This is a genomic window from Caulobacter vibrioides, from assembly GCF_002310375.3.
Classification (GTDB): domain Bacteria; phylum Pseudomonadota; class Alphaproteobacteria; order Caulobacterales; family Caulobacteraceae; genus Caulobacter; species Caulobacter vibrioides_D.
Genome location: NZ_CP023315.3, coordinates 3,021,021 through 3,046,121 on the forward strand (window position 1 = coordinate 3,021,021; position 25,101 = coordinate 3,046,121).

Genomic DNA, 25,101 nt, shown 5'->3' on the forward strand with positions numbered 1-25,101 from the left:
TGACCTAAAGAGTCAGCACCAGGAACATCACCGCACTGATCGGAATCGCCGCCGAAAGCACCATGTGCAGAAGGGTCTCGCCGACCGAAAGGGCCGAGCGAGCGGACGCGGAAACCTTGACCTGAGAGGGGTTGGCGGCGGGGGTCATGGACGATGCTCCTTGCACGGTGGAGCTTGCCTGGAAGGTGTTAACGAAGGTGAATCGGGAAGCCCTAACCAATTGCGACACGTTGTCCGCAAGCCGGCTCCCAGCTCGCCCTAGATCCAAAAAAATCGGCGCGTCCGAGGGGGACGCGCCGCGGGATCCTGCGCGCCACGGGGGGGTGTATGGACGCGCGATCGAACCGAAGTGAACCCGCCGGCTCAGGAGAGGCAGACGCCGGCGGGCGGGGGGTATCGCAGACCTAGAAGCTCATCCGCAGGCCCAGAACATAGGTGCGGCCGGGCTTGTAGTAGGTGAAGGTCGCGTTGTCGTACTGGAAGTACGAGCGCAGCGACTCGTTGGTCAGGTTGGTGACGTTGAAGGTCACCTGCGGGGCGTTGTTCAGGCCGAAGATCTTCCCGAGGTCATAGCTCGAGGAGAAGTCGGTCTGCTTGTAGTCGTCCGCGAACAGAGCGGCGGCAGCGATGCCGTTCTGGTTCAGGCCGCTGACCTGCGAGCCCTTCCGGAACACATGGCTGAGACGCAGGCTGACGCCGTTGTGCTCATAGTAGCCCGTCAGGTTGTAGGTGTACTTGGCCACGCCCAGCGCGGTGGCCGGACCATTGCTGGTCTGGTCCACGATGGTGGCGTTGGCGTTGACGCCCAGACCCTCGACGCCGAAGCGGCTGGTCAGGAAGTCGAGCGGCTGCACCCACTGGAATTCCAGGCCGTTGATCGTCAGCTTGTTGGGCACGTTGATCTGCGACTGGACCTGAACCTGGGCCTGGGTCGGACCACCGCGCGAGGTGATGGCCGCCTTCTGGGTGTCGTTCAGGGTGTCGTAGGTGATGCCGTACTGGGCCAGGAACGAGAACGGCTGGGTCACCACGTTGTTCTGGGTGAAGCCGGTCAGCGACTTGCGGAAGGCGTTGACCGCGATCAGGCCTTCCTGGCCGGTGTAGAACTCAAAGCCCAGGTCGATGTTCTTGGAGAAGTAGGGCTCGAGGGCCGAGTTGCCGATCGAGGCCTGGTCGGCCGACGGGGCGCCGAAGCTGACGCCCGGCAGCTGGGCGGCCGGATCCGGACGGGTCATCGTCTCGGACACCGCCACACGGGCCACGGCGCGCTCGCTGACGTCATAGGCGATGCTCGCCGACGGCAGCCACTTCGAATAGGTGTTCTCGGTGTAAACGAAGTTGGTGATGTTAGGATAGCGCGAGCCGTCCGGCAGCGTCCCCGTGGCCGGGGCGTTGCGCGGATCGGCCACCGAGACGCGGCCGCCGATCGTCTGCTTGGTGTGGACGTAGCGGACGCCGACGTTGAAGCGCAGGTCGCTCTCGAGCACCTGGGTCACGCCGTTCAGCTCGGTATAGGCCGCGCTGTTTTCTTCGTTGATGTAGCCGCCGCTGGCGCCGGTGTTGGAGCCGCCCGATTCCGGCGTGTTGTCGTGGAACTGGTCGTACTTGGAGGCCTGCTTGACCTTGTCCCAGTCGACCGTGACGAAGCCGGCGGGGCCGGGCTTCAGATAGCCGGCCAGGCCCGTGGTCGGGATCAGCGAGCCGCCATAGGTGAGCGTCCCGGTCTGACCCGACGTGGAGCCCGTGCCATAGCCCGGATAGGTCGGATAACCGGCCGGCGCGGCGCCGGGCTGGTTCAGGCCTTGGCATCCTGGCTGGCTGTTCGGCGAGGGCAGGAAGATGCTCGGATTGTTGCCGCAGGTCGCGTTCTGCCAGGCCTGGCTGTTGTCATAGCCGCGGATGGTGCGCGAGATGTCGTCGTAGTTGGCGCCGAACTTCACGTTCAGAGCCTCGTCGCCCCAGGTGAGCGCGGCGCGCGCGCCCTTGGTCTCGTACCAGCGCTTCTCGTCCTGCATGTTCACCCGGCCGCCGTTCCAGATGAAGTTGGCCGGGTTGTTCAGGTCGACGCTGCTCTTGATGGTCGGGGCGCCGGTCGGGTTGGCGGTGTACTCAACCGTGGTGCCCACGCCCAGGGCGGTGACCGGACCAAAGGTCGGGCTTTCGCGGTGGAACGTGCTCTTGGTGTAGTTGGCCTGGGCTTCGAACTTCAGCTTGTCGTTGATGCGCCATTCGCCGCCCGGATTGATCCCCCAAAGCTCGGTCTTCTCGAGATAGGGGCGGAATTCCAGGAAGAAGTTCGAGTTGGCGTAGGTGCCGGACGTGACCGTGCAGCCGGCCGAGCAGTCGGCCTTGTCGTACTTGGTGTTCAGCGGGATGACCGCGCCGTTGCGGACGATCCACATGATGTCTTCACGGACCAGGTCGGTCTTCTTGTAGCCGTACATGCCGTCGACATAAAAGTTGACGTCGTCATTGGGACGCCACTCGAGGCTGCCGACCAGGTTGATGCGGTCGCGGTTGCCGTACGAGGCCGACGGACGGCCGATGCGCGGCAAGAGGCCGTTGTCGATCTGCTGGATCGTGGCGCCGGGGTTGTTGGCCAGCAGGAACGCGCGGTCGATGACCGTGCCGGCCACCAGGCCGCCGCCCGCGCCGACCGGGACCGTGCCCGGGATCGTCCAGTTGCCGCCGCCGGTGGGGTTACAGCCGGTCGCCGCGCCGCACTGAGCCGCCGACAGGTTCGGGTTGGTGTAGCCGATGGTTTCGTAGCCGCGGGTGTCGGTCTTCAGGCGCTGGCCCGAAACCCCGAACAGGACGCCGAAATTGTCCCAGGTCTTGCTGGCGATCAGCGAGCCCTTGCCGCCCACGCCGGCGCCGTCGGCCTTCACGCCCTGGATGTTCATCGTCAGGGACTGGCCGGGACGATCGAACGGACGCGCCGAGCGCATGTCGATGTTACCCGCCGCGCCGCCTTCCAGCAGGCTGGCCGAGTAGCTCTTATTGACCGTCAGCTTGGTGAAGAGGTCGGTCGGGAAGAACGACAGGTCGACCGAGCGGTCGGTGCCCTGCGCGTCGGTCGCGCCCGACGAGGCCACGGCGATCGAGGCGCCGTTCAGCGTCACGTTGGTGAAGTTCGAACCCAGGCCGCGAATGGCGACGTTCGTGCCTTCGCCGGTGATGTCGCGCGTGATGGTGATGCCGGGAACGCGGTTGAACGACTCGGCGATGTTGGAGTCGGGGAACTTGCCGATGTCTTCAGCAAAGATCGCGTCGGCGAAGCCCGTGCTCTCGCGCTTGGCGACGGTCGATTGCGCCAAGCTCTTGCGATAGCCCGTGACGACGATGGCCTCGACCGAGTCGTCGGCGGCCGGCGCCGGCGCGGTCTGGGCGTGCGCCTCGACAGCGATCATGCCCGACAACATCGTGGCGCCCAGCAGCGCGGCGCGGCGCAGACGCGCGCCCATAGCGAAATTCCGCATTGAGATCCCCTTCCTCCCGAAAGCCCGTTTGATGACGAGCAGCCTTGCTTCTTGGCGCCGCCCAATCTGGTAGCGCTACCAGACACTCCCGCAAAACTGGCGCCCCGTCAACATGTCAGACATCGAGGTCAGACCTTTTTGGTGCGAGGGACAGATGTCTTCAGGCGGTAAAAGGGCTTTGTGATCTGTGGATTTTGCAATCCAGGTCGCCCAAATGCGGCGTTAGCGTCCCGATTTCGTCGTCATCGGCGCCGCGCTGGGCGCGGGTCAGGCACCGGGAATGTCGGGCCAACAGTCCTGACCACTTTGGAGGATAAGCCGCGTCTATCCCGGAAACTGTCCAGGCCATTTCACGTCCGCACGCGCGCTGTCAAGCGCCGGCGGCCGGTCGCTGATGGTCAGGCGCGGGGGGTCGGCGGGGCCGCGCTGGGCCGGGCCGCGCGATAGGCGCCATGTCCCCGGGTGACCCGCCGCAGCGAGGCCGGATAGCGGTGCAGCTGGCTCTCGGGCCGGATCGGTCTGGCCACCAGCCCGCCGCCGCAATCGGGGCACAGGTCCTCGAACCGCTCGGCGCAGTCCATGCAGAAGGTGTGCTCGAAGGTGCAGATTCGGGCCGCGTCGCTGCCCGGCGGCAGATCGCGGTCGCAGCATTCGCAATTGGGACGCAACTCGAGCATGGGCCACCCTCCCGTGATCGTCGCGCTTCGATAGAGCGTGACGCCGAAAGTGGGAACCGGTTTCGGCGCGAGTCACGCTCTAAGTGTTTGATTTAGAGCCTCGTTATCGCGTCAAAACGATTCCGTTTTGACGCGCGAGGCTCTAGCCTGGAAGCCTTGCACCATAAGGGGTTTGGGCGCCGTCGCGCGAGGGCGTGCGTTCGCCGATCACGGGAATGTGGCGGTGCGGCAAAAGCCCGTGATCAACAGGGGTTGACCCCCTCCCCCCCAGGCCCTAGACACCGCGCCGTTTGCGCGGCGGACGGGCCCAAAGCCCGTCCGCTTTCTTGCAAGAAGACGCCCCGACGCGCGGGGGCCGGACGGGGGTTACCCCGGGTCCGTCTTTTTGCGAAAATGACCGCCCAATTCCGGGCCAAGCCGCGTTCAGGAGCGCTCCATAGAATGTCCCAAGACCTTCTCCCCGGCGTGACTGGCGTTCTGGCCCTGGCCGACGGCACGATCCTGCAAGGCTTGGGCTGCGGCGCGGTCGGCGACGCGGTCGGCGAGGTGTGCTTCAACACCGCCATGACCGGCTATCAGGAGATCCTGACCGACCCGTCCTACATGGCCCAGATCGTGGCCTTCACCTTCCCGCATGTCGGCAATGTCGGGGTGAACAGCGAAGACGTCGAGCAGATCACCGGCGTGGCCGAGACGGCCGCCCGCGGCGCCCTGTTCCGTGATGTCCCCACCCAGCAGGCCAACTGGCGCGCCGGCGGCGACTTCGACGCCTGGATGAAGACGCGCGGCGTCATCGGCCTGGCCGGGATCGACACCCGCGCCCTGACCCGCAAGATCCGCGAGACCGGCATGCCGCACGGCGTCATCGCCCATTCGCCCGAGGGTAAGTTCGACCTCGCCGCCCTGGTCGCCAAGGCCAAGGCCTGGGCCGGCCTCGAGGGCCTGGATCTCGCCAAGGACGCCTCGACCACCCAGACCTTCACCTGGGACGAGGGCCTGTGGTCGTGGCCGGAAGGCTACGCCAAGCTCGACAAGCCCAAGTACGAGGTCGTGGTCATCGACTATGGCGTCAAGCGCAACATCCTGCGCGCCCTGGCCCATGTCGGCGCCCGCGCCACGGTGGTGCCGGCCTCGACCAGCGCCGAGGACATCCTGGCCCGCAACCCCGACGGCGTGCTGCTGAGCAACGGCCCGGGCGACCCGGCCGCCACGGGGGAGTATGCGGTTCCGGTCATTCAGACGCTGGTCGCCAGCGGCAAGCCGGTGTTCGGCATTTGCCTGGGCCACCAGATGCTGGCCCTGGCCCTCGGCGCCAAGACCGTGAAGATGGACCAGGGCCACCATGGCGCCAACCACCCGGTCAAGGACCTGACCACCGGCAAGGTCGAGATCGTCTCGATGAACCACGGCTTCACCGTGGACTCGTCCTCGCTGCCCGCCCCGGTGCAAGAGACCCACGTCTCGCTGTTCGACGGCACCAACGCCGGCATCGCCCTGGACGGCAAGCCGGTGTTCAGCGTGCAGCACCACCCCGAAGCCTCGCCCGGCCCGACGGACAGCCTCTACCTGTTCGAGCGGTTCGCCGGCCTGATGGACGCGGCGAAGTAAGGCAAGCCCACAAAACCCCTCTCTCTTCGAGAGAGGGAGGGGCCCGCGCCGAAAGGCGCGGGAGGGTGAGTGGTTACGCCGACTGCCGGTGTGCTGCGCTCTCGTCAAACACGAGCAAGCGCACTCTGAAGGATCAGCGTATCCCGGCGGATCTCCGACGCGGGAAGATCGCTCTGCGCCGACAGCACCTCGACCATAGCGCCCCAGAGATCGTTAGGACGCACCGCGCCACCCGCGTCCGCGAGAGTTCCGTAATTGAGTGCGCCGACTTTGACGGCGAGGCCGCCGAGCGTGGTGCAATCCTCGGGTAGTGCGCCCGGATCGATGCGAAGGAGCACGGCGCCAACGACGAGCATGGCGACCGAAGTCAGACCGAGTATCGGCGCGCCTTTGATCCCCGCGATCGCGACGCCAATGATCGCCAGAAGCACCAGGATAGACCCAACGCCGCCCACCCAACGCCCGTTAGGCTCAGGCATCCGGAGATCACTGGCACGTCCAAGTGTCGCCAAGAAGGCTCGAGCATTCCAGCCGACATAGGCCTTCAATACGGTGTCCGGCCGCCAATCTCCCTCTGGGCGCATAACGCGTAGCGATCGGCGAAGACGGTAGAAGGTCATGGAGGTCATGCACGCTCCCGGCTCGCCTATCTTTCCGGCGAACCGCGACTGGAGAAGGTCGTAGATGTCGCCGACGGTGCGACAAGCCGCCCCCTCTGTGTCGCTGATCCTAAGCCCGAAGGCCCTCTCAAGACTCACCACCGCCTCAACGGGATCGAGATCGTCATCCAGACCTAGCGTGTTCGACATGGCGCGCTTCCAGCTTCCGTCTGGAAATAAACATGGCCCCCGTCGGCTGGGAAGCTCATGCACGTCTCCCCGTTTTCATCCACTAGGTCTCCACGGCCACCAACAGAGGCGAGCCAGGTTTCCCGCCGACGCCGTAACCACTCACCCTCCCACCGCTCCGCGGCGGGCCCCTCCCTCTCTCAAAGAGAGAGGGATTCAAAGTTTTGACCTCCGCTACGTCACCCGCGCCTATCCTCCTGAAAAAGGGAGGACGCGGGGATGATCGACGACACCGATTTCACCGGCAGACGGGTGCTGGTCGTCGGCGGGTCCAGCGGGATCGGCAACGGGATCGCGCACGCGTTCAAGGCGCGCGGCGCGGACGTCGCCGTCTGGGGCACGCGGGCCAGCGCCGGGGACTATGATCCGGCGGAAGGCTCTGACCTGACCGGCCTTGCCTACGCTCAGGTCGATGTCGGCGATCCCGACGCCATCGCGGCCGCCCCCGCGCCGTTCGACACCCTGGACGTGCTGGTGCTGTGCCAGGGCACGGTCGTCTACAAGCGCGGCGAGTTCGAGCGGCCCGGCTGGGACCGGGTGATGGCGGTCAATCTCGACAGCCTGATGCACTGCGCCCGCCGCTTCAAACCCGCGCTCACGGCCAGCCAGGGCAGCGTCATCTTCGTCAGCTCGATCTCGGGGCTCTCGGCCAATATCGGCAACCCGGCCTATGCGGCGTCCAAGGCCGGGGCGATCAGCCTGACCAAGACCCTGGGCCAGGCCTGGGCGCCCGAGGGGGTGCGGGTCAACGGGCTGGCGCCGGGCCTCGTCGAGACAAAGCTGACCAAGGTCACCACGCAGAGCCCCGAGCGCCTGGCCGGGGCCCTGGCCGCCATCCCGCAGCGCCGGATGGGCACGCCCGCCGACATGGCCGGCGCGGCGCTGTTCCTGGCCTCGCCGCTGGCGTCCTACGTCACCGGCCACACCCTGGTGGTCGACGGCGGCCTGTCGCTTTGAGGGGAGAAGAACAATGAAAGCCCTGCGATACCACGGCGCCCGTGACGTCCGGTACGAGAGCATGGACGATCCCACGCCCCAGTCGGACCGCGACGCGATCGTCCAGGTCACCGCCTGCTCGATCTGCGGCTCGGACCTGCACATCTATCACGGCCATGGCTTCTCGGAGGACCTCGGGTTCTGCGTCGGCCACGAGGCGGTCGGCGAGGTGGTCGAGGTCGGGCGCGGCGTCCAGCGGCTGAAGGTCGGCGACAAGGTCATGCTGCCGGCTGCGGTGGGCTGCGGGCGTTGCCGCTCGTGCCTGTCGGGGGTGATCCAGACCTGCGAGAACGGCCAGGGCGCCTGCTATGGCCTGTCGGCGCGGCTGCAGGGCTCGCAGGCGGAAGCCGTGCGCGTGCCGGCCGCCGACATGAACGCCGTGCCGGTGCCCGACGGCGTCTCGATGGACCAGGCGCTGATGATGACCGACGCCCTGGCCACGGCCTGGTTCGGGGCTCGCAACGCCGAGGTGCGGCCGGGCGCCAGCGTGGCGGTGATCGGCCTTGGCCCCATCGGCCTGATGGCGGTCGAGAGCGCCTATGTGATGGGTGCGCACGTCGTCTACGCCGTCGATCCCCTGCCCGCTCGCCGGGCGCTGGCGGAGGAGGCCGGCGCCATCGCCCTGCATCCCGACGAGGCCCTGGCGCGCGTGCGCGAGGACACCAAGGGGCGCGGTCTGGACTGCGTGATCGAGGCGGTCGGCGGCGAGGCCACGGTGGATGCGGCCCTGCGCCTGGTGCGGCCGCGCGGCGTGGTTTCGGTGATCGGCGTGCAGCAGGCCAAGCGCTTTGCGTTCCCGCTGGAGCGCGCCTTCGGGGCGGGCCTGACCTTCCGGGTGGGGACCTGCTCGGTGCCCGAGGAACTGCCGGCGCTGTTCCCGCTGGTACGGTCGGGACGCCTGCGCCCCGAGAAATACATCAGCCACCGCATGCCGCTCAGCGACGGGCCTGAGGCCTACCGCCTGTTCGAGAGCCGCGAGGCCGGCGCGCTGAAAATGGTGCTGACGCCGGGGTGAGGCCTGCGCCCCTCTCCTCTTTTTCCGGGGCGTGGCGACTTCAACCCAACCGTCCGACCTCCCCGGCGAATGCCGGGGTCCAGATCGAACCCGCCGTCATCGAAGCGCTGGCAAGGCCGTATGGCGCGCCCACCCAAACCGACCCGGATGAATCTGGGCCCCGGCATTCGCCGGGGAAATCGGGTGTTTTGGCTGCAGCCCCGGGCGAACAAGGCCCGTCAAGGTAGGGGCCGCCTCCCGCAAGACTAGGGGGCAAAGCGGGAGGCGGCGACCGGACGCCCGCTGCAATGGGGGGCGCTGGCTGGCGTCCGGCGGGCGGAGCCCATCGCCCGGACACATGTCCGGAAGGGATGGACGGGCTCGAACCCGATCTCTTTAGTCTCGGCGCTCAGACCTTCATGTCGAGCAGGGCGCCGGTCATCTTGTCGGCCGTGCGGGCGACCGCCGCATTGGCCTTGAAGTCGGTGGACGCGCCGATCTGCTCGACGCGCTCCTTGACGTAGTCGACGTCGCGGGGCGCGGCGTTCTTCTCGGCCTGCTGCTCGCCGGCGGCCACGCGCTGGGCGCTGGCGCTGAGCCGGTCGGCGGCGGCGAGCATCCCCGAGGCGGCGATGGATAGGGCCTGCATGGACATTGTCCTCTCTGCTTGGCGAGGGTTATCCGGCCGGTTGGGTTAAGCCCCCGCGAGGAGAGATGGTAAAATTCACGCCTCGGTCATGTTTTTTGCCACGCGTTAACACTCTCAGGCCCGGTCGAGGGGGTTTGGGCCGGTCGAATCTGCCGCTGACGCCACACCCAGCGATCATTGCGTGCCGGGGTCGCCGTACGGGCGGAAGCGCCTGGCGAGAACACCGTTCTTCACGCCAAAACCTGCCCAAGATTACAAAACGTTCAGACTCCCGCGTCTCGACAAGCTGTCACAGGCTCGACATGGTTCGCCGCCGTCGCGGGCTTGGGGGTCCGCGCCGCGGGGGATTGGGGCCAGTTCGCCTCCAGAACCAATCATAATTTTGGCTACACGCCCGAGGAGCGTCTCAAGTCATGTCGTTTATGCGTCGCGCCGCGCTCGCCAGCGCCGCCCTGCTGTTGGTCGCGCAACCCGTGCTGGCGCAAACGCCGGCCAAGCCGGCCGCCGTTCAGAAGGCCGCCCCGAAGGCGACCAAGAAGGCCGCGCCGGTTTCGGATTTCGCCCCGTCGGCGGACATCATCAAGACCCACATGGCCTTCCTGGCCGACGACCTGCTGGAAGGCCGCGAAGCCGGCACGCGCGGTTACGACATCGCCGCCAACTATGTGGCCGCGCAATACGCCCTGCTGGGCGTCAAGCCGGCCGCCGACAACGGCAGCTACCTGCAGCGCGTGCCGCTGATCTCGTTCCGCCCCGCCGGCGAGGGCGCCATGACGGTCACCGGCGCGGACGGCCAGAGCGTCGCCCTGACCTTCGGCGACGACTTCCTACCCACGCCCCAGGCCCAGGCCGCCGACCTGACGGTGGAAGCGCCGGTGGTGTTCGTCGGCTACGGCGTGGTCGACCCCACCCGCAACCGCGACGACTATGCGGGCCTGGACGTGAAGGGCAAGATCGTCGTCATGCTGGGCGGCGCGCCGGCCTCGATCCAGACCGAAGAACGCGCGCACCTGAGCAGCCCCAACACCAAGCGCGCCGAGGCTGAGAAGCGCGGCGCCGTGGGCGTCATCACCCTGTCGACCGCCAGCGGCGAGAAGCGTCGTCCGTTCAAGGCGGGCGTGGCCGGCATGAAGGCCTGGCGCGTGGTGTGGCGTAACGCCCAGGACGTCGGCTCCATCCGCGCGCCGGGCGCCCCGGCCCTGGCCTCGCTCAGCCAGGCCGGCGCGGCCAAGCTGTTCGCCGGCGCGACGGGCTCGCTGGACGCCGCCATGGCCGAGGCCGAGAAGCCGGAAGGCGCGGTCAAGGGCTTCGCCCTGGCCACCAAGGTCAAGATCACGCTCAAGACCGAGATCCAGAAGAGCGAGAGCAGCAACGTCGTCGGCATGATCGAGGGTTCGGACCCGACCCTGAAGGCCCAGACGATCATCCTGTCGGCGCACCTGGACCACATCGGCGTCCGGCAAAACGCCAAGCCCGGCGAGGACGCCATCAACAACGGCGCCCTGGACAACGCCTCGGGCATCGCCACCCTGCTGGAGGTCGCGCGCGGCTTCAAGAACAGCAAGATCCGCCCCAAGCGCTCGATCGTGCTGCTGGCGGTGACCGCCGAGGAAAAGGGCCTGGTCGGCTCGGACTACTTCGCCAACAACCCGACGGTGAAGAAGGCCGACATCGCGGCCAATGTGAACCTGGACATGCCGGTCCTGCTGTACCCGTTCAGCGACGTCATCGCGTTTGGCTCTGACCGCTCGACCATCGGCGACGTCGTCAAGCGCGCCGCCGGCCGCGTCGGCATCGGCGTCTCGGGCGATCCGCTGCCGGAAGAAGGCCTGTTCACCCGTTCGGACCACTACCGCTTCGTCGAACAGGGCGTGCCGTCGGTGTTCCTGATGACCGGCTTCCAGAGCGGCGGCGAGAAGGCCTTCACGACGTTCCTGAAGACCAACTACCACAACCCCGCCGACGACCTGAAGCAGCCGATCGACTACCAGGCGGCCGCGCGCTTTGCGCTGGTCAACTACGAGATCGCTCGCGAGCTGGCCAACACCCCGGCCCGCCCGGTCTGGAAGAAAGGCGACTTCTTCGGCGGCGCCTTCGCCCCGGCCGGCCACCCGTCGGCGGCGAAGTAGGGGCTTGGTGTGTCATCCCGGAAGCCTGGCAGAGGCTATCCGGGACCCAGGGGCCGGCGCACAGCTGCTTGCCCCTGGGTCCCGGCTCTCCCCCCGGCTGTCGCCGGGGTCCGGCCGGGATGACACAGGTTTTTTGGCGGATGAGCTGGATTGACCCCGCCGCCGCCCCGCGCGATTTCTAGACGTCTCTTAAATCAGGACTGATCTGTTGACCGCCCGCACCGGCGCCTACCTGAAGATCGGCGTGATCGCGCCGGCCCTGATGGTGGCCGACGTGTGGCTGGCCCAGCAGCTGTTTCCCGGCTTCGACGCGGGCGCGCAGTTCATCAGCGAGCTGGGCGGGCCCGAGGCGCCGATGCCCGAGATCTTCAACTACGGCATGGTGATCGCCGGGATCGCGGGGCTGTTCGCCGGCGCGGGCTTCACCCATGCGCTGGAGCACGCCGGCGGCCGGCGGGTCGTCTCGGCCTTTGCGGGCCTGTTCGTGGCGTTGACGGGCCTGGGCGCGATCTTCGCTGGGATCTTCCATTGGCCAGACCCGATGCACCGCGCCTGCGGCGTGGGCTTGGGCATCCAGTTCGCCCCGCTGTTCGCCGCCTGGGCGTTGTGGGGCAAACCCGATTACCGCCGCCTCGCCCAGTTCTCGCTGGGCTGGTTCTTGGGCCTGCTGCTGGTCTTCGCCCTGCTGACCGGGGTCTGGAACGTCCGCACCGGCTACGATGTCGGCTACTGGCAGCGCGGCCACGCGTTCCTGGGCCTGCTGTGGCTGGGTATCGCCGCCTGGACCCTCGAGAAGGGCTGGCGCACGGCCGTCATGGAAGAGATCGAAACCGCCTCGGCCTGAGGCGTCTAATCCTTAGGCGGCGCGCCTGATCGCGCCGCGCCCCAGACGGAACCGGCCGACCAGCGACATCAGCCGCGCGCCCTGCCCCGCCAGAGCCTCGTCGGCCACGCGGGCCTTCTCGACCATGCTCAGGTTTTCCTGGGTGAAGCGCTCGATCTCCGAGACCTCGGCGTTGACGGCGGTCAGGTCGCGGGCCTGGTCGCGCAGGGACTCGGCGATGCGGCTGGCGGCGGCGTCGATGCCGACGATCCGACCCGCCACCCCGTGCAGCGCCTGTCCGGTGCGCTCGACCAGGGCCACCCCGGCCTCGACGCTGGCCCCGGACTCGCCGATCAGCCCCTTGATCTGGCGCGCGGAGTCGGCCGAGCGCTGGGCCAGGGCCCGGACCTCCTGGGCCACCACCGCAAAGCCACGTCCGGCCTCGCCCGCCCGCGCGGCCTCGACCCCGGCGTTGAGGGCCAGAAGGTTGGTCTGGAAGGCGATCTCGTCGATCAGGCCCACGATGTCGCCGATGCGACGCGAAGAGGCGTCGATCTGGCCCATGGTCTGGGCGGCCTCGCCCACGACCGCGCCGCCCTGGTCGGCTTCGCCCCGCGCCGAGGCGACCAGGCGTCGGGTCTCGTCAGCGTCAGCGGCCGCGCCGCCCATCGCCCCGGTGACCGCGTTCAGCGACCCGGCGGCCCGCTCCAGACCCCGGGCCTGGCGCTGGGTGCGACGGGCCAGCTCGCCCGAGGCGGTAGACAGGGTGTCGGCGGCCGAACCGATGGCGTCAGCCGCCTCGGCGATCTCGCCGATCGCCTGCTCCAGGCTGGCGACGGCGGTGTTGAAGTCGCAACGCAGGGGCTCGTAGACCGGCGCGAACGGCCCGGCGATGCGGCGCGACAGGTCGCCCGCCGCCACGGCCGCCAGGGCCTCGCCCACCTGGCTGACCACGTCGGTCTGCTCGTCGATCGACAGGGTCAGCGCCGCGGCGCGGTCGCGATCGGCGTCGGCCGCACGGCGCAGAGCATCCTGCTCGTCGCGCAGCGCCTGGGCCCGCGCCAGCTCGGCGCGCAAGGTCTCCAGCGCTCGCGCGATCGCGCCGATCTCGTCGGCGCGCTCGGTCTCGGCCACTGGGCGATCGTAACGATGCTCGGCCAGACCCTTCACCGTCTCGCGCAGGGCCAGCAGCGGGCGGGCGATCAGGGCGCGGGAGGTCACGGCCAGCACGCCCAGGGCGGCGGCCAGCAGCACGAGGCCGCCAATCGCCAGGCCCAGCGCCAGACGGCGGGCGGGCGCCAGCAGCGCCGCCTCGCTGACATCGACGACCATGGCCCAGGTCGCGCCCGAGGCCAGCCGCACCGGCGCCACCAGGCGCTGGGCCTTCTGGCCGTTGATCGTGACGCCCGAGATCATGGCGGGCTTGCCGTCGGCCATCGCCTGGCGGACCACGTCCAGACCCGCGTCGGCGTAAGGCTTCATGCGCAGCGCCGCCTCCGGGTGCGACACCCACAGGCCGCCCGGCGAGACCAGCATGGCGCGGCCGTCGTTGAAGGGCTTCAGCGCATTCAGCCGCGCGGCGATGTCGTCCAGGGCCAGGTCCGCGCCCATCACGCCGATCACCCGCCCGCCGGCCATGACCGGATAGGTGATCGAGGTCATCAGGACCTGCTTCTGGCCGCCGCCGTCGGCGACGTTGTCGGAATAGGGCTCCATCACCGCCGGACGGCCGCTGGCGAAGCTGGTCTTGTAGAAGTCCTCGCCGAACTCGCCGTCCTCGCCGCCCGAGATCGCCAGGCCCTGCCCCTCGCGCACCCAGTAGCCGATGAAACGGCCGCTGGCGGTCGAGCCCAGCTCGGTCTTGCCGGCGAAGGCCGCGTCGTCGCCCAGCACATTCGGCTCGAACATCAGCCAGCCGCCCAGCATGGCGTCGGCGGCGGTCGAGACCGGCTTGAGCTGAGCCATATAGACCGCGCGATCCCGCTGGCCGGCCTCGTAGCTGGCCGCGAACAGCGCCGCGGAGGACCGCACCACCGCATCGGCGGCGTCCAGGTCGGTCTTGACGCCCTGGGCGCTCTCGCCGGTCATGCTGGCGGCGTAGCGCTCGGCCAGATCCCGCACCGCGACATTGCTGCTCCAGGTGATCAGCAGCGAGGCCGCCACCAGCAGCACGCCCAGGGCCCCGCCCCCGGCCGCCATCAGCTTGCCCGCCAGAGACAACCGCTTGAACGCTCCGGTCATCCTTACGCCCCCCTCACTCTACTGGGGCGTGAGAAGGCATGGTAAATCTTGCTGAAACTTGAACGCCGGACCATCGTCCGGGACCGCAGCGGAAAAAAGGTCCGGCCCCAGATGATCGTCGTTCACCATCTTAACAATTCCCGCAGCCAGCGCGTGCTTTGGCTGCTCGAGGAACTGGAGCTGCCCTACGAGATCAAGCGCTATCAGCGCGACGCCAAGACCATGCTGGCGCCGCCGGAGCTCCGGGCCATCCACCCGCTGGGCAAGTCGCCGGTGATCACCGATGGCGACACGGTGCTGGCCGAGACCGGCGCCATCGTCGAGTACATCATCGCCATGTACGGCGGGGGCCGCCTGACGCCGACGCCGGGCACGCCCGAGCGCCTGCGCTACACCTACTGGCTGCACTACGCCGAGGGCTCGGCCATGCCGCCGCTGTTGATGAAGCTGGTGTTCACCGCCCTGCCCGCCCGCGCGCCCGCCCTGATGAAGGGCCTGGTCAAGTCGATCGCCGCCCGCGCCCAGAAGGGCTTCGTCGATCCGCAGCTGAAGGCCCATATCGACTACTGGGAGGCGGAACTGTCGAAGGCGACCTGGTTCGCCGGCGCGGAGCTGACCGGGGCCGACATCATGATGAGCTTCCCGCTCGAGGCCGCCGCCCAGCGCGCCGGGGCGGCCGATCGCCCAAGGATCAAGGCGTTCCTGGACCGCATCCACGCCCGCCCCGCCTATCAGCGCGCCCTGCAGCGCGGCGGCCCCTACGACTACGCCTGAGCGCTTGCTGCCAAAAAGCGACACGGGCCGACGCTAGGCTTGGGGCCGGCACAAGGAGGAACGCCATGAAGATCGTCACCAGCCTCAGCTTCCAGGGTCAATGCCGAGAAGCCTTCGAGTTCTACGCCCAGGTCCTGGGCGGCAAGATCTCCGCCGCCTACCCGTACGGCGAAGGCCCGCCCGACGGCCCGCCGATGGACCCCAAGTACAAGGACTGGCTGATGCACGCCTGGCTGGACGTGGCCGACCAGGCGATCATGGGCGCGGACATGCCGCCCGAGTTCGCTCCCAATATCGACAAGCCCAAGAACGGCTTCGACGTCACCTTCCACACCGATGACCCGACCGAAGCCCGCCGCGTGTTCGACGCCCTGTCGGAAGGCGGCCAGATCGGCATGCCCTTCGCCGAGACCTTCTGGTCCAAGGGCTATGGCAGTTTCACCGACAAGTTCGGGATCCCGTGGATGATCAACACCGTCTCCAACGAGGGCTGAGGCAAGGCGGCGCGAGGTCGGCGTCAGGGCCTGTCGGGCTTGGATGGCGCCCTTTGAAGCCGAAAGACTCTCGGCGATCCGCGCCCCGTCTTGACCTTGATCAAGATGGGGCGCGCACCCTGCGACCAAGCGCCGCCGAGTACGCGCGTTAACCGTCTAACAAGAGTGATAGACGAAGTTATCCACAAGGACTGTGCGGTTAATCCGCCCGTCCAGTGGAGATCGCGCCCTGTGAACACGCCAGCCCCAACGACCCGCCGCTTCGCCGCGGTCGTTGGCCCGCTCGCCTTTTCAACCCTAGGCGTTGTTCTGAGCCTTTTCGCGGCCGTGGCCGTGAACGCCCAGCCGAGCACGCCCGGCCGCGTGGCGGCGGTGTTCCCCCCTTGGTGGGACCCCGCGCGCGTCGTCGGCGCGGCGGGAAGCGCGGGCGACATCTCCGGCGCCGGCGGCGCCGCCTTCATCGTCATTCTGCGCGGCGACCCCGCCACGCTGAACCAGCGCGCCCGGACCGCCGGCGCGCTGCTGTTGCTTGATCCCGCCCTCGCCGGCGCTTGCGCGCCTGCGGCCCCGGAGCCTGTAGAGTCATGAATATCGCCTTTTCCAGCCTCGACGCCCAACGTCAGGTCGGCGGCAAGCTGATCATCGCCCTGGCCTGGTTGATGATCCCGATCGTGCTGGGCGCGCGCCTGGCCGTGCAGGAGCCGATCCTGGGCGTGGCGCTGGCGGCCGCCCTGGTCGCCACGGGCGCGACCCTGGCCTGGAAGTTCGGCGGTCAGGGCTCTGGCGGCCGCGCCATGGTCGGCGTGGCGCTGATGGCGCAGGTCTCCCTGCTGGTCGCGGCCCTGGGCGGCCACGCCTGGCAGACCGACATGCACATGGCCTATTTCGCGGCCCTGGCTCTGCTGGTCGTCTATTGCGACTGGGTGGTGATCGCCGCCGCCGCCGCGACGGTGGCCGTGCATCACCTGGGCCTGTCGTACCTGGCGCCCAACCTGGTGTTCCCCGGCTCGGCCAATCTGGGCCGCGTCATCGTTCACGCCGTGATCCTGATCGTCGAGGCCGGCGCCCTGATCGCCGTCACCGCCAGCGTCAACAACATGTTCGCGGTCGCGTCGACGGCGCGCGCCAAGGCCGAGGACGCGGTCGGCGAAGCCCGCGCCGCCAATGACGCCGCCGAGGACGCCCGCCGCTCGCAGGAAGAGATCCGCGCACGCACCGCCGCCGCCCGCGAGCGCGAGGAAGCCCAGCGCGATGACGCCATCGCCGCTCTTGGCCAGGGCCTGTCGCACCTGGCGCGCGGCGACCTGACCCTGCGCCTGACCGACCGCTTCGCCGAGGCCTATGAGCCGCTGCGCAGCGACTTCAACACCGCCGCCGGCAAGCTGGCCGACGCGCTTTCGGTGATCGAGGACCGCGTCAGCGGCGTGCGCGCCGGCGCCGACCAGATCGCCGACGCCGCCGTCAGCCTGTCGCGCCGCACCGAGCGCCAGGCCGCCAGCCTGGAAGAGACCGCCGCGGCGATGGACGAGATCACCGCCACGGTGGGCCAGACCGCGAGCGGCGCCAACAAGGCCGCCGACGTGGTCAGCCGCGCCCGCGACGACGCCCGCCGCTCGGGCGAGGTGGTCGAGCAGGCCGTGTCGGCCATGACCGTCATCGAGGAGTCCTCGCAGTCGATCAGCCAGATCATCAGCGTGATCGACGAGATCGCCTTCCAGACCAACCTTCTGGCCCTCAACGCCGGCGTCGAGGCCGCCCGCGCGGGCGAGGCCGGACGAGGCTTCGCGGTCGTCGCGCAAGAGGTCCGCGCCCTGGCCCAGCGTTCGGCCGAGGCCGCCAAGGAGATCCGCGCCCTGATCTCGAACTCGACCCAGCAGGTCGAGGCCGGCGTCAACCTGGTGGGCCGCACCGGCGAGGCGCTGGAACGGATCGTCGCCCAGATCGCCGAGATCGACGGCCTGGTCCGCACCATCGCCGCCTCGGCCCAGGAACAGGCCCACGGCCTGGCCCAGATCAACGGCGCGGTGAACCAGATGGATCAAGTGCTGCAGGAGAACGCCGGCATGGTCGAAGAGACCTCGGCCGCCACCCAGACCCTGAACACCGATGCGGCCCAGCTGGCCGAGCTGGTGCGCCAGTTCGACCTGCCCCGGGGTCATGTCGCGCCGTCCTCGCGGCGGGTGGCCTGAGGTCAAGCCAGGCGACGGCGCGCACCCCCGCGCCGAACGCCGGAGCGTGGCCCCCTTGCTTTAGCCAAACCGGGCGCCTATCCTTCCAGCCCCTGGTTGCGCGCGCCCGCGACTGGAAGATCTTCCTCCCAAGGCGTCCGAGCTAAAATCCGCAATGGAAAAAGTGCCGATGACCGTCGCGGGGTATCAGACCCTCGACGAAGAACTGAAGCGTTTGAAGACCGTCGAACGACCGGCCGTGATCGCGGCGATCGCCGAAGCGCGCTCGCATGGCGACCTGTCGGAAAACGCCGAGTACCATGCCGCCAAGGAGCGTCAGGGCTGGATCGAAGGCCAGATCGCCGAGATCGAGGACAAGATCGCCCGCGCCCAGGTCATCGACGTGTCCAAGCTTTCGGGCAAGCAGGTGAAGTTCGGCGCCACGGTCTCGGTGGTCGATGAGGACACCGAGGAAGAGGCGCGCTACCAGATCGTGGGCGACCACGAGGCCGACGTGAAGTCGGGCCGCATCTCGCTGTCCTCGCCGCTGTCGCGCGCGATGATCGGCAAGGAAGTCGGCGAAGTGGTCGAGGTCAACACGCCCGGCGGCGTCAAGGCCTATGAGATCCTCAAGGTGGAGTGGCTGTAAGGCGGCCCTCCGCCTCAGCAACGCCACAAGTTGGGTTCAACGGAACGAGGCCGCTAGCTTAGCGGCCTTGTTTCGTTTGCCGCCTGCCTGTTTGGCGCTTTCGGGATCGATGATTTGACCAAGGCCCAACCGTCTCCGTCGAAGACCACGCCGCTGAAGGTGTGGGCCGTGTCCGACGGTCGCGCCGGTATCGAGGCCCAGGTGGTGGGCCTGTCCGAAGCGCTCTCGCGCCTCGTGCCCTGCGAGGTCACGGTCAAGCGCGTGGGCTGGCAAGGCAATATCGGCCGCCTGCCCTGGTGGCTGAACCTCTTGCCCAAGCGCTGGCTGACGCCGGAAAGCGGCCTTCCCGCCAGCCGCAACCCCGACGACTGGCCCGACCTGTGGATCGCCGCCGGCCGCGCCACCCTGCCCCTGTCGATCCGCGCCAAGCGCTGGTCGGGGGGCAAGAGCTTTGTGGTCCAGATCCAGGACCCGCGCGTGCCGCCGCACATGTTCGACCTGGTGATCCCGCCCAAGCACGACCGCATGTCGGGCGACAACATCTTCCCGATCACCGGCTCGCCGCACCGGGTGACCCCTGAGCGCCTGGCCGCCGAGTATGAGGCCTTCAAAGAGCTGATCGATCCTTTGCCCCGCCCGCGCGTGGCGGTGCTGGTGGGCGGCAAGTCCAAGGCCTTCGACCTCTCCAGCGAGCGCGCGGCCCAGATCGCCCACGCGATCCAGATCCCGCTGGAGCAGGACGGCGGCAGCCTCTTGATGACCTTCTCGCGCCGTACGCCCGAGACCGCCCGCGCCCTGATGACCGCCCGCCTGCGCCACCTGCCCGGCATGGTCTGGAACGGCGAGGGCCCCAACCCGTACTTCGCCTTCCTGGCGGCCGCCGACTACATCCTCGTCACCGAGGACTCGACCAACATGGCCACCGAAGCGGCCTCGACCGGCAAGCCGGTCTTCGTGCTGAAGATGGACGGCTCCAGCCTGAAGTTCCGCATGTTCCACGAGGAGCTGGAACGCCAGGGCGCGGCCCGCCCCTATGGCGGCGCCTTCCACGGCTGGACCTACGACCCCGTCAACGAAACCGACCGCGCCGCGCGCGAGGTGCTGGCCAGGATCGGGGTGGAGGTTCCGCAGGCGGCGGCTGAGGTCGAACCGGCGGTTGTGGCGAAGCCCAAGCCCAAGCCCAAGGCCCGCCCCGGCGCTGAGGCCAAGGCGCCGACCGAAGCCGCCGCGCCGAAGGTTCGCAAGCCTCGCGCGGCTAAGCCGAAATCCTGATTTTTCTCGTTGCCGGCGCGCGAATGTTCCCGCAATGTTCACGCCATGATTGAGCTGCGGATCACACCCCCACCCGGAAAGGCCGCCCGTAACGAACAGCGCAAAGCGCTGGCGGCGACCTGTAACGCCGGCTCGATCGCGTTCTTGGGTTCGGCCCTGTTGCAGCCGCTAGCGTCAGGGCAGTCCAACCCATGGCTCATGCTGGGCGGCTTGGTCGGCTTCATTGCCCTGCAAGGTGGCGTGCATTACATTCTCAACGGCGTGGAGGATTAGATGGACCGATACTTCCAAGCTCAGTTGATCATCTGGCTCTTCATGATCAGCGCGTTCGGCGTGCATTGGTTTTTCATGCGCGGCTATTCGATTGAAAAGAAAAAGCCGCGTCGGGGCGAGTAAGACGTCGTTCTGGCTCTCGATGCGAGCCAAGCCGCATCGGAAGGCGCCGCCGCGATAGGCGGCGGCCAGAGCGGCTGAGCAGGAAAATGAAGCAGCGCTGCGGCGACTGAGGCGGCGATCGAGATCGCGCCCCGCGTTTTGGCTGACACCTTGGCGTTGTCGCGATAAAACGCGCTGAAGTTGTTATTCGGAAACATTCCATGCGGGTTCATCGGGCGATCCTCGCCTCTATCGCGCTCATGGCGGCGACGGCGGCCTTTGCTCAAACCCACGCGCCATCCCACAACGGCTCGGCGATCAGCCAGGCAGAGCGAGACGCCTTTCGCGCCCAGCCCCGCGACGCTGGCGCAGAAGAACTGATGGCGCTCATTCGTCAGACCTATCCCGAAGACTACCTCGGTTTCGAAAGCGAGATGATCACAGCGCGCAAGACCGGCGCGACACAGAGCGACCTCAACCAGCGCGCCTTTCAGTTCGGCTCCGACATCCGGCGACGGGTCGAACCCTATCTGAAACAGGCGCCGACCCCCGATCTGCTCGGCTTTGTCCGTCGCCAAGCCGAAGCGATCGACCAGATGCGCGTCGTAAGCCCACGCGCTTGCTATGAGTCCGTCGAGTTTGGCGGCCTCAGCGCCGACGCGGCGCGCACGCTCACGCCCACCATCGCCAAACGCCTGTCCCTGGAGGGCGAACACCGACTAAAGGTCGCGCTGAAGGGCAAGGCGAGCCCCGTCACCCGCGCCGCGCCATCATCGGCAGACCGCGAAGCGGCCAAGGCGGCGTTCCTGCGAGCGGGCGGCGATGCCGGATGGCTGGAGGCCCTGAGCCATGGCGCGCCTCGCCAACAGTCCGACGCGGTCAGGTGCCAATCGGCGTTGGCCTATTTGAACGGCTTGCTCTCCCTGCCTGCCGATCAGGCGGCCCGCCTCGCGGCGCTGTAGAAGGCTCCCCACACCCGTTAGACGGAGCCCTCGCCGCCCGCTCCTACCTCCAGCGCCGCGCTGAGCGTGGCGAAGAGGCCCTGGATGCTGACCGGCTTGGCCAGGTGCAGATCAGCGCCGGCCTCCAGGCAAGCCTGGACCTGGTGGGGCATGGCGTTGGCCGTCAGCGAGATGATCGGAATGCGCCGCGCCTGCGCCTGGAGTTCGCGCCTGCGGATCTCGGCGATGGCGGCTAGGCCGTCCATGACCGGCATCTGGGTGTCCATCAGCACCACGTCGAAGGCGTCCTTTTCATAGGCCTCGACCGCAGCCCGGCCGTCGACGGCCACGACGACGTCGGCGGCGTCGGCCAGCATCAGCCCGATCACCTTCTGATTGGTGGGATGGTCCTCAGCCAGCAGCACCCGCAGGCGCCGATCCAGGGTCCCCTCGCCGCGCGGCTCGACCGGCGCCGGCTGGGGCCGCCGTCCGTCGGCGACGAAGCGGGCCTCGAACAGGAAGGTGGCGCCCCTGCCCGGCTGGGCCGCGCAGGAGACGTCGCCCTCCATCAACCGGGCCAGGCGGCGAGCGATCGGCAGTCCCAGCCCGGTGCCGCCGACCTTGCGCGTCACCGAGCCATCGGCCTGCTGGAACCGCTCGAAGAGCCGATCGGCCATGGCGCTGTCGAACCCCTCGCCCGTGTCCTGGACGCTGACGGTCAGGTCGATCCGACCGTCAGGCTCGACCCTTGTGCACGCCTCGATCGTCACCGATCCGGAGGCCGTGAACTTGACGGCGTTGCTGGTCAGGTTGGCCACGATCTGGCGGATGCGCAGCGCGTCGCCCAGGACATGGTCGTGGAAATCGTCGGCGAAGGTCAGCCGGAAGGCCAGGCCCTTGCTCTCGGCGACCGCCTTGAAGACGGCGACCGCAGCGGTGATCGCCTCGCGCAGGTCCAGCGGCTCGCGCGACAACTCCAGCCCCCGGGCCTCGATCTTGGACAGATCCAGGATATCGCTGAGCAGCAGGTTCAGCGCCCGGCCGGAGTTGAGGATCACCTCCATCATCTCGCGCTGGGCGTCGTCCAGGGCGGTGCGGCTGAGCACCTCGGCCATGCCGATCACGCCGTTCAGCGGCGTGCGGATCTCGTGGCTCATATTGGCCAGGAACTCGCTCTTGGCGACGCTGGCCGCCTCGGCCTTCTGCACGGCCTCGGCCAGGGCCGCAGCGCTGGCCTTGCGCTCGGTGATGTCCTCGCAGATCACCAGCAGGTGGCGACGCCCATCCTCGCCCGGGATCGCGATCTTGCGGGTGTGCAGCCACCGGCGGCCGTTGTGCGGCGTATCCAGCGGCTCTTCGTCGATGGTGAAGAGCTGGCCGCTATCGATCACCTGGCGGTCGGCGGCGGCGAAGGCGTCGGCCTGCTCCTTGGGAAAGAAGTCATAGTCGTTGCGCCCCAGAAGCTCGGCGCGCGGCACGCCCAGCTGGTTTTCGGCGGCCCTGTTGACCAGCAGGAAGGCGCCCGTCTCGCCGTCCTTGACGAACAGCATGGCCGGCGTGTTCTCGATGATGGTGTCCAGAAAGCTGCCGGCCGCCAGCGCCTGGACTTCGCGCCGGCGCAGCTGGGTGATGTTGAAGCAACTGGTGATGAGGCCGCCGGCGGGCGTGCGTCGGCTTTCGAACCGCAGATGCTCGCCGAACTCTTCGCGGATCTCCTCGGTGTGGTCCAGCTTGCGCAGGTTCAGCTTGTGGGCCAGCCAGCCCGCCGCGTCGTCGCCGGCCTCGGGATAGCGTCCGGCCGCCAGGCCCGCGCGCAGCAGGCTCTCGAAGCTGGCCCCCGCCGTCAGGGTGACGCCCCACTTGGCCCAGAGTTCGCCATAGCGCGCGTTCCAGACGACGCAGCGATCCTCGGCGTCGAACAACGCAAAACCCTCGGGCGCGGTTTCGAGCGCCTGCTGCAAAACAGCGTCGACGGCGTGTGTGTCCGAAAGACTGGCTGGGGTCATGAGGCCTCTGCGGCGCCCGTCGGAGCGTCCCGACTCAAGCTGAGCCTATCGAGCGTGAACACCGAACGCCAAAGTCGCGGGTGCGGCGATTTGTCCCGCAGACACCGGCCCTCGCCGCATCCGCCCTCGCCCCCATTTCGCCCCCTTGCCCCCGCCCCCGAACCCGCGTGAAATCAGCGGATGATCCTCGCCATTCTTCAGGCCCGCATGAGCTCCACCCGGTTGCCGGGCAAGGTGCTGATGCCCCTCCAGCGCCAGCCGATGATCGTGCGGCAGATCGAGCGGGTCGCCCGCTCCAAGCGCATCGACAAGCTGGTGGTCGCCACCTCCGACCGGCCCGAGGACGACGCCATCGAGGCCGCCGTCCGCCGCGAGGGAATCGCGGTGTTTCGCGGCTCGCTCGACAATGTGCAGCAGCGCTTCATCGGGGCGCTCGACGCCCATCCGGCCGATCACGTGGTGCGCCTGACCGCCGACTGCCCGCTGGCCGACCCCGGCCTGATCGACGCCACGATCGATCTGTGTCTGTCCAAGGGCGCGGACTATGTCAGCAACACCCCCGAAGGCCACGCCCACCCCAAGGGCACCGACGTCGAGGTGATGACCGCTGCGGCCCTGCGCCGCGCCGCCGCCGAGGCGACCACGAAAGAAGCCTTCGAGCACGTCACCTGGGACCTGTGGAACCAGCCGCAGCGCTGGACCTGCGCCTGGCTGCCGTGCTTCCCCGACCAGGGCGCGGTGCGCTGGACGGTCGACCGACCCGACGACTACGCCTTCGTCGCGGCGGTCTATGACGCCCTTTATCCGACGAACCGCGCCTTCACCTCCGACGACATCCGCGCCTTCGTCGCCGGCCGGCCGGACCTGCAGGACTACGGCGGCGACCGGCGGGCATGAGCTTGCGCATCGTCTTCGTCTGCGCGGCAGGCCCCAGCGTCGGCGGGGGCCACGTGATGCGCTCCCTGACCCTGGCGCGGGCGCTGGAGGCGCGCGGCGCGGCCTGCGCTTTCCTGGCGACGCCCGAGGTCGCGGCGGTGCTGGACGCCTTTGGCCCGGACATGGCCCGCACGGACACGGCAGAGCCCTTCGACGCCGTGGTGTTCGACAACTACGCGCTGACGGCCGACGACCACCGCAGGATCGCGGCGGGTCGCCCCACCCTGGTCATCGACGATCTGGCCGACCGACCGCTGGCCGCCGATCTGGTGCTGGACGCAGGGCCCGCGCGCCGGGCCGAAGACTATGCGGGCCTCGTCCCCGCCCACGCCCGCCTGCTGCTGGGTCCGAACCACGCGCCGGTGCGCCCCGCCTTCGTCGCCCTGCGCGAGGCCGCCCTCGCCCGCCGCGCTGAGCTAGGTCCGGTGCGGCGGATCCTGGTGTCGCTGGGTATGACCGATGTCGGCGGGATCACCGGCCGGGTGGTGGCGCTGCTGACGCCGATCCTGGGCGATATCACACTGGATCTCGTTGTCGGCGGGGCCGCGCCCAGCCTGCCGGCCCTGCGCGCCATGGCCGCCGAGGACCCGCGCCTTGTGCTGCACATCGACGCCCAGAACATGCCGGCCCTGGTGCTGGCGGCGGACCTGGCCATCGGGGCCGGCGGCTCCACCACCTGGGAGCGCTGCGTCCTGGCCCTGCCGGCCCTGACCCTGATCCTGGCCGACAACCAGATCGCCGCCGCCCGCGCGCTGGAGGCGGCGGGGGTTACGCCGTGTCTGGATGTGGGGGCCGAGGACTTCGAGGCGGCGTTCGTGGCGTTGGCGCAGGGCCTGATCGCCGACACAGGCCGCCGCGCGGCGCTGTCGGCCGCCAGCGCGACGGTGTGCGACGGCCGGGGGGCTGAGCGGGTGGCGGAGGCTTTTCTGGCGTTGCGGTAAGCGCCCCCTCCGTCACGTCGCCTATCGGCGCCGCGACACCTCCCCCGTTTCACGGGTGAGGAGGGCATCGCACCCCTCCTGCCCCGCTTGCGGGGGAGGTG

23 protein-coding genes and 1 pseudogene are annotated in these 25,101 nt (G+C 68.7%); 16 read left to right on the top strand and 8 right to left on the bottom strand.

Annotation, left to right across the window (positions count from 1 at the left end; all coding sequences use genetic code 11):
• Nucleotides 1–4: 4 nt before the first annotated feature.
• The 3 genes from CA606_RS14265 to CA606_RS14275 all read right to left on the bottom strand — a co-directional run bounded on the left by CA606_RS14265 (nucleotide 5) and on the right by CA606_RS14275 (nucleotide 4,156).
• Nucleotides 5–148, bottom strand: coding sequence for a hypothetical protein (locus CA606_RS14265; protein ID WP_181242598.1), 144 nt, complete (start codon nucleotides 146–148; stop codon nucleotides 5–7).
• A 256-nt stretch (nucleotides 149–404) separates the two neighbouring features.
• The gene (locus tag CA606_RS14270) at nucleotides 405–3,479 is read right to left on the bottom strand and encodes a TonB-dependent receptor (protein ID WP_096050525.1); all 3,075 of its coding nucleotides are present in this window, start codon (nucleotides 3,477–3,479) and stop codon (nucleotides 405–407) included.
• Between the two features lie 398 nt (nucleotides 3,480–3,877).
• Nucleotides 3,878–4,156 carry a DUF1272 domain-containing protein gene (locus tag CA606_RS14275; protein ID WP_096050524.1) on the bottom strand — a complete coding sequence of 93 codons (279 nt, stop codon included), beginning with the start codon at nucleotides 4,154–4,156 and terminating at the stop codon, nucleotides 3,878–3,880.
• Between the two features lie 441 nt (nucleotides 4,157–4,597).
• On the opposite strand from CA606_RS14275, the gene carA reads away from it, so the two are divergent.
• Nucleotides 4,598–5,764: a glutamine-hydrolyzing carbamoyl-phosphate synthase small subunit gene (gene carA, locus CA606_RS14280; RefSeq protein ID WP_096050523.1), complete on the top strand. Its 1,167-nt coding sequence runs from the start codon at nucleotides 4,598–4,600 to the stop codon at nucleotides 5,762–5,764.
• A gap of 104 nt (nucleotides 5,765–5,868) precedes the next feature.
• Here the strand turns inward: carA and CA606_RS14285 are convergent, their stop codons facing one another.
• Nucleotides 5,869–6,573: an acyl carrier protein gene (locus CA606_RS14285; RefSeq protein WP_181242599.1), complete on the bottom strand. Its 705-nt coding sequence runs from the start codon at nucleotides 6,571–6,573 to the stop codon at nucleotides 5,869–5,871.
• 258 nt (nucleotides 6,574–6,831) lie between these two features.
• Between CA606_RS14285 and CA606_RS14290 the strand changes: the two genes are divergently transcribed.
• Together CA606_RS14290 and CA606_RS14295 are read left to right on the top strand one after the other, a co-directional pair.
• The gene (locus CA606_RS14290; RefSeq protein ID WP_096050521.1) at nucleotides 6,832–7,569 is read left to right on the top strand and encodes an SDR family NAD(P)-dependent oxidoreductase; all 738 of its coding nucleotides are present in this window, start codon (nucleotides 6,832–6,834) and stop codon (nucleotides 7,567–7,569) included.
• A gap of 13 nt (nucleotides 7,570–7,582) precedes the next feature.
• Nucleotides 7,583–8,623, top strand: coding sequence for an alcohol dehydrogenase family protein (locus CA606_RS14295; RefSeq protein WP_096050520.1), 1,041 nt, complete (start codon nucleotides 7,583–7,585; stop codon nucleotides 8,621–8,623).
• 225 nt (nucleotides 8,624–8,848) lie between these two features.
• Here the strand turns inward: CA606_RS14295 and CA606_RS20195 are convergent.
• Nucleotides 8,849–8,962 (bottom strand): annotated as a pseudogene (locus tag CA606_RS20195) (hypothetical protein); the annotation flags it as partial.
• Between the two features lie 49 nt (nucleotides 8,963–9,011).
• Nucleotides 9,012–9,257 carry a hypothetical protein gene (locus CA606_RS14300; protein WP_096050519.1) on the bottom strand — a complete coding sequence of 82 codons (246 nt, stop codon included), beginning with the start codon at nucleotides 9,255–9,257 and terminating at the stop codon, nucleotides 9,012–9,014.
• A gap of 407 nt (nucleotides 9,258–9,664) precedes the next feature.
• Between CA606_RS14300 and CA606_RS14305 the strand changes: the two genes are divergently transcribed.
• Together CA606_RS14305 and CA606_RS14310 are read left to right on the top strand one after the other, a co-directional pair.
• Nucleotides 9,665–11,380, top strand: a complete 1,716-nt coding sequence (locus CA606_RS14305; RefSeq protein ID WP_096050518.1) for a M20/M25/M40 family metallo-hydrolase — start codon at nucleotides 9,665–9,667, stop codon at nucleotides 11,378–11,380.
• Between the two features lie 193 nt (nucleotides 11,381–11,573).
• Nucleotides 11,574–12,224: a DUF998 domain-containing protein gene (locus CA606_RS14310; protein WP_096050517.1), complete on the top strand. Its 651-nt coding sequence runs from the start codon at nucleotides 11,574–11,576 to the stop codon at nucleotides 12,222–12,224.
• Nucleotides 12,225–12,236: 12 nt separating this feature from the next.
• Here the strand turns inward: CA606_RS14310 and CA606_RS14315 are convergent, their stop codons facing one another.
• The gene (locus CA606_RS14315) at nucleotides 12,237–14,444 is read right to left on the bottom strand and encodes a methyl-accepting chemotaxis protein (protein WP_096050516.1); all 2,208 of its coding nucleotides are present in this window, start codon (nucleotides 14,442–14,444) and stop codon (nucleotides 12,237–12,239) included.
• A gap of 111 nt (nucleotides 14,445–14,555) precedes the next feature.
• Between CA606_RS14315 and CA606_RS14320 the strand changes: the two genes are divergently transcribed.
• The 9 genes from CA606_RS14320 (at nucleotide 14,556) to CA606_RS14355 (ending at nucleotide 21,138) form a co-directional block, all read left to right on the top strand.
• On the top strand, nucleotides 14,556–15,218 hold the full coding sequence (locus tag CA606_RS14320; protein ID WP_096050515.1) for a glutathione S-transferase: 663 nt from the start codon (nucleotides 14,556–14,558) through the stop codon (nucleotides 15,216–15,218).
• 65 nt (nucleotides 15,219–15,283) lie between these two features.
• Complete coding sequence (locus CA606_RS14325) at nucleotides 15,284–15,712, top strand: VOC family protein (RefSeq protein WP_096050514.1); 429 nt, start codon at nucleotides 15,284–15,286, stop codon at nucleotides 15,710–15,712.
• A 231-nt stretch (nucleotides 15,713–15,943) separates the two neighbouring features.
• Nucleotides 15,944–16,300 carry a hypothetical protein gene (locus CA606_RS14330; protein ID WP_181242600.1) on the top strand — a complete coding sequence of 119 codons (357 nt, stop codon included), beginning with the start codon at nucleotides 15,944–15,946 and terminating at the stop codon, nucleotides 16,298–16,300.
• Entirely contained in the window at nucleotides 16,297–17,901 is a 1,605-nt protein-coding gene (locus tag CA606_RS14335; protein WP_096050513.1) for a methyl-accepting chemotaxis protein, read from the top strand. The genes CA606_RS14330 and CA606_RS14335 overlap by 4 nt, the downstream gene beginning before the upstream one ends.
• A 154-nt stretch (nucleotides 17,902–18,055) precedes the next feature.
• Nucleotides 18,056–18,529: a transcription elongation factor GreA gene (gene greA / locus CA606_RS14340; RefSeq protein ID WP_062095643.1), complete on the top strand. Its 474-nt coding sequence runs from the start codon at nucleotides 18,056–18,058 to the stop codon at nucleotides 18,527–18,529.
• 114 nt (nucleotides 18,530–18,643) lie between these two features.
• Nucleotides 18,644–19,801 (top strand): mitochondrial fission ELM1 family protein, encoded by a 1,158-nt coding sequence (locus CA606_RS14345; RefSeq protein WP_096050512.1) that lies wholly within the window; start codon nucleotides 18,644–18,646, stop codon nucleotides 19,799–19,801.
• Nucleotides 19,802–19,846: 45 nt separating this feature from the next.
• On the top strand, nucleotides 19,847–20,074 hold the full coding sequence (locus CA606_RS14350) for a hypothetical protein (RefSeq protein WP_096050511.1): 228 nt from the start codon (nucleotides 19,847–19,849) through the stop codon (nucleotides 20,072–20,074).
• Entirely contained in the window at nucleotides 20,075–20,197 is a 123-nt protein-coding gene (locus tag CA606_RS20450) for a hypothetical protein (protein WP_272872322.1), read from the top strand.
• 200 nt (nucleotides 20,198–20,397) lie between these two features.
• The gene (locus CA606_RS14355) at nucleotides 20,398–21,138 is read left to right on the top strand and encodes a hypothetical protein (RefSeq protein WP_096050510.1); all 741 of its coding nucleotides are present in this window, start codon (nucleotides 20,398–20,400) and stop codon (nucleotides 21,136–21,138) included.
• Between the two features lie 17 nt (nucleotides 21,139–21,155).
• On the opposite strand, the gene CA606_RS14360 is transcribed toward CA606_RS14355, so the two are convergent.
• Entirely contained in the window at nucleotides 21,156–23,123 is a 1,968-nt protein-coding gene (locus tag CA606_RS14360; RefSeq protein WP_096050509.1) for an ATP-binding protein, read from the bottom strand.
• Between the two features lie 180 nt (nucleotides 23,124–23,303).
• Here CA606_RS14360 and CA606_RS14365 point away from each other — a divergent pair, with 180 nt between their 5' ends.
• Together CA606_RS14365 and pseG are read left to right on the top strand one after the other, a co-directional pair.
• Nucleotides 23,304–24,020, top strand: coding sequence for a cytidylyltransferase domain-containing protein (locus tag CA606_RS14365; protein WP_096050508.1), 717 nt, complete (start codon nucleotides 23,304–23,306; stop codon nucleotides 24,018–24,020).
• Nucleotides 24,017–25,000 (top strand): UDP-2,4-diacetamido-2,4,6-trideoxy-beta-L-altropyranose hydrolase, encoded by a 984-nt coding sequence (gene pseG / locus CA606_RS14370; protein ID WP_096050507.1) that lies wholly within the window; start codon nucleotides 24,017–24,019, stop codon nucleotides 24,998–25,000. Before CA606_RS14365 ends, pseG begins: the two co-directional genes overlap by 4 nt.
• The last annotated feature ends 101 nt before the right edge of the window (nucleotides 25,001–25,101 follow it).

Excerpts from the sequence above, each read along its gene's own strand:
- CA606_RS14315 (WP_096050516.1), bottom strand. The coding sequence starts at position 14,444 with ATGACCGGAGCGTTCAAGCGGTTGTCTCTGGCGGGCAAGCTGATGGCG.
- CA606_RS14265 (WP_181242598.1), bottom strand. The coding sequence starts at position 148 with ATGACCCCCGCCGCCAACCCCTCTCAGGTCAAGGTTTCCGCGTCCGCT.
- CA606_RS14365 (WP_096050508.1), top strand. The coding sequence starts at position 23,304 with ATGATCCTCGCCATTCTTCAGGCCCGCATGAGCTCCACCCGGTTGCCG.
- CA606_RS14275 (WP_096050524.1), bottom strand. The coding sequence starts at position 4,156 with ATGCTCGAGTTGCGTCCCAATTGCGAATGCTGCGACCGCGATCTGCCG.
- CA606_RS14335 (WP_096050513.1), top strand. The coding sequence starts at position 16,297 with ATGAATATCGCCTTTTCCAGCCTCGACGCCCAACGTCAGGTCGGCGGC.
- CA606_RS14270 (WP_096050525.1), bottom strand. The coding sequence starts at position 3,479 with ATGCGGAATTTCGCTATGGGCGCGCGTCTGCGCCGCGCCGCGCTGCTG.
- CA606_RS14320 (WP_096050515.1), top strand. The coding sequence starts at position 14,556 with ATGATCGTCGTTCACCATCTTAACAATTCCCGCAGCCAGCGCGTGCTT.
- pseG (WP_096050507.1), top strand. The coding sequence starts at position 24,017 with ATGAGCTTGCGCATCGTCTTCGTCTGCGCGGCAGGCCCCAGCGTCGGC.
- CA606_RS14325 (WP_096050514.1), top strand. The coding sequence starts at position 15,284 with ATGAAGATCGTCACCAGCCTCAGCTTCCAGGGTCAATGCCGAGAAGCC.
- CA606_RS14360 (WP_096050509.1), bottom strand. The coding sequence starts at position 23,123 with ATGACCCCAGCCAGTCTTTCGGACACACACGCCGTCGACGCTGTTTTG.
- CA606_RS14350 (WP_096050511.1), top strand. The coding sequence starts at position 19,847 with ATGATTGAGCTGCGGATCACACCCCCACCCGGAAAGGCCGCCCGTAAC.
- CA606_RS20450 (WP_272872322.1), top strand. The coding sequence starts at position 20,075 with ATGGACCGATACTTCCAAGCTCAGTTGATCATCTGGCTCTTCATGATC.
- carA (WP_096050523.1), top strand. The coding sequence starts at position 4,598 with ATGTCCCAAGACCTTCTCCCCGGCGTGACTGGCGTTCTGGCCCTGGCC.
- CA606_RS14285 (WP_181242599.1), bottom strand. The coding sequence starts at position 6,573 with ATGTCGAACACGCTAGGTCTGGATGACGATCTCGATCCCGTTGAGGCG.
- greA (WP_062095643.1), top strand. The coding sequence starts at position 18,056 with ATGGAAAAAGTGCCGATGACCGTCGCGGGGTATCAGACCCTCGACGAA.
- CA606_RS14295 (WP_096050520.1), top strand. The coding sequence starts at position 7,583 with ATGAAAGCCCTGCGATACCACGGCGCCCGTGACGTCCGGTACGAGAGC.
- CA606_RS14355 (WP_096050510.1), top strand. The coding sequence starts at position 20,398 with ATGCGGGTTCATCGGGCGATCCTCGCCTCTATCGCGCTCATGGCGGCG.
- CA606_RS14300 (WP_096050519.1), bottom strand. The coding sequence starts at position 9,257 with ATGTCCATGCAGGCCCTATCCATCGCCGCCTCGGGGATGCTCGCCGCC.
- CA606_RS14305 (WP_096050518.1), top strand. The coding sequence starts at position 9,665 with ATGTCGTTTATGCGTCGCGCCGCGCTCGCCAGCGCCGCCCTGCTGTTG.
- CA606_RS14290 (WP_096050521.1), top strand. The coding sequence starts at position 6,832 with ATGATCGACGACACCGATTTCACCGGCAGACGGGTGCTGGTCGTCGGC.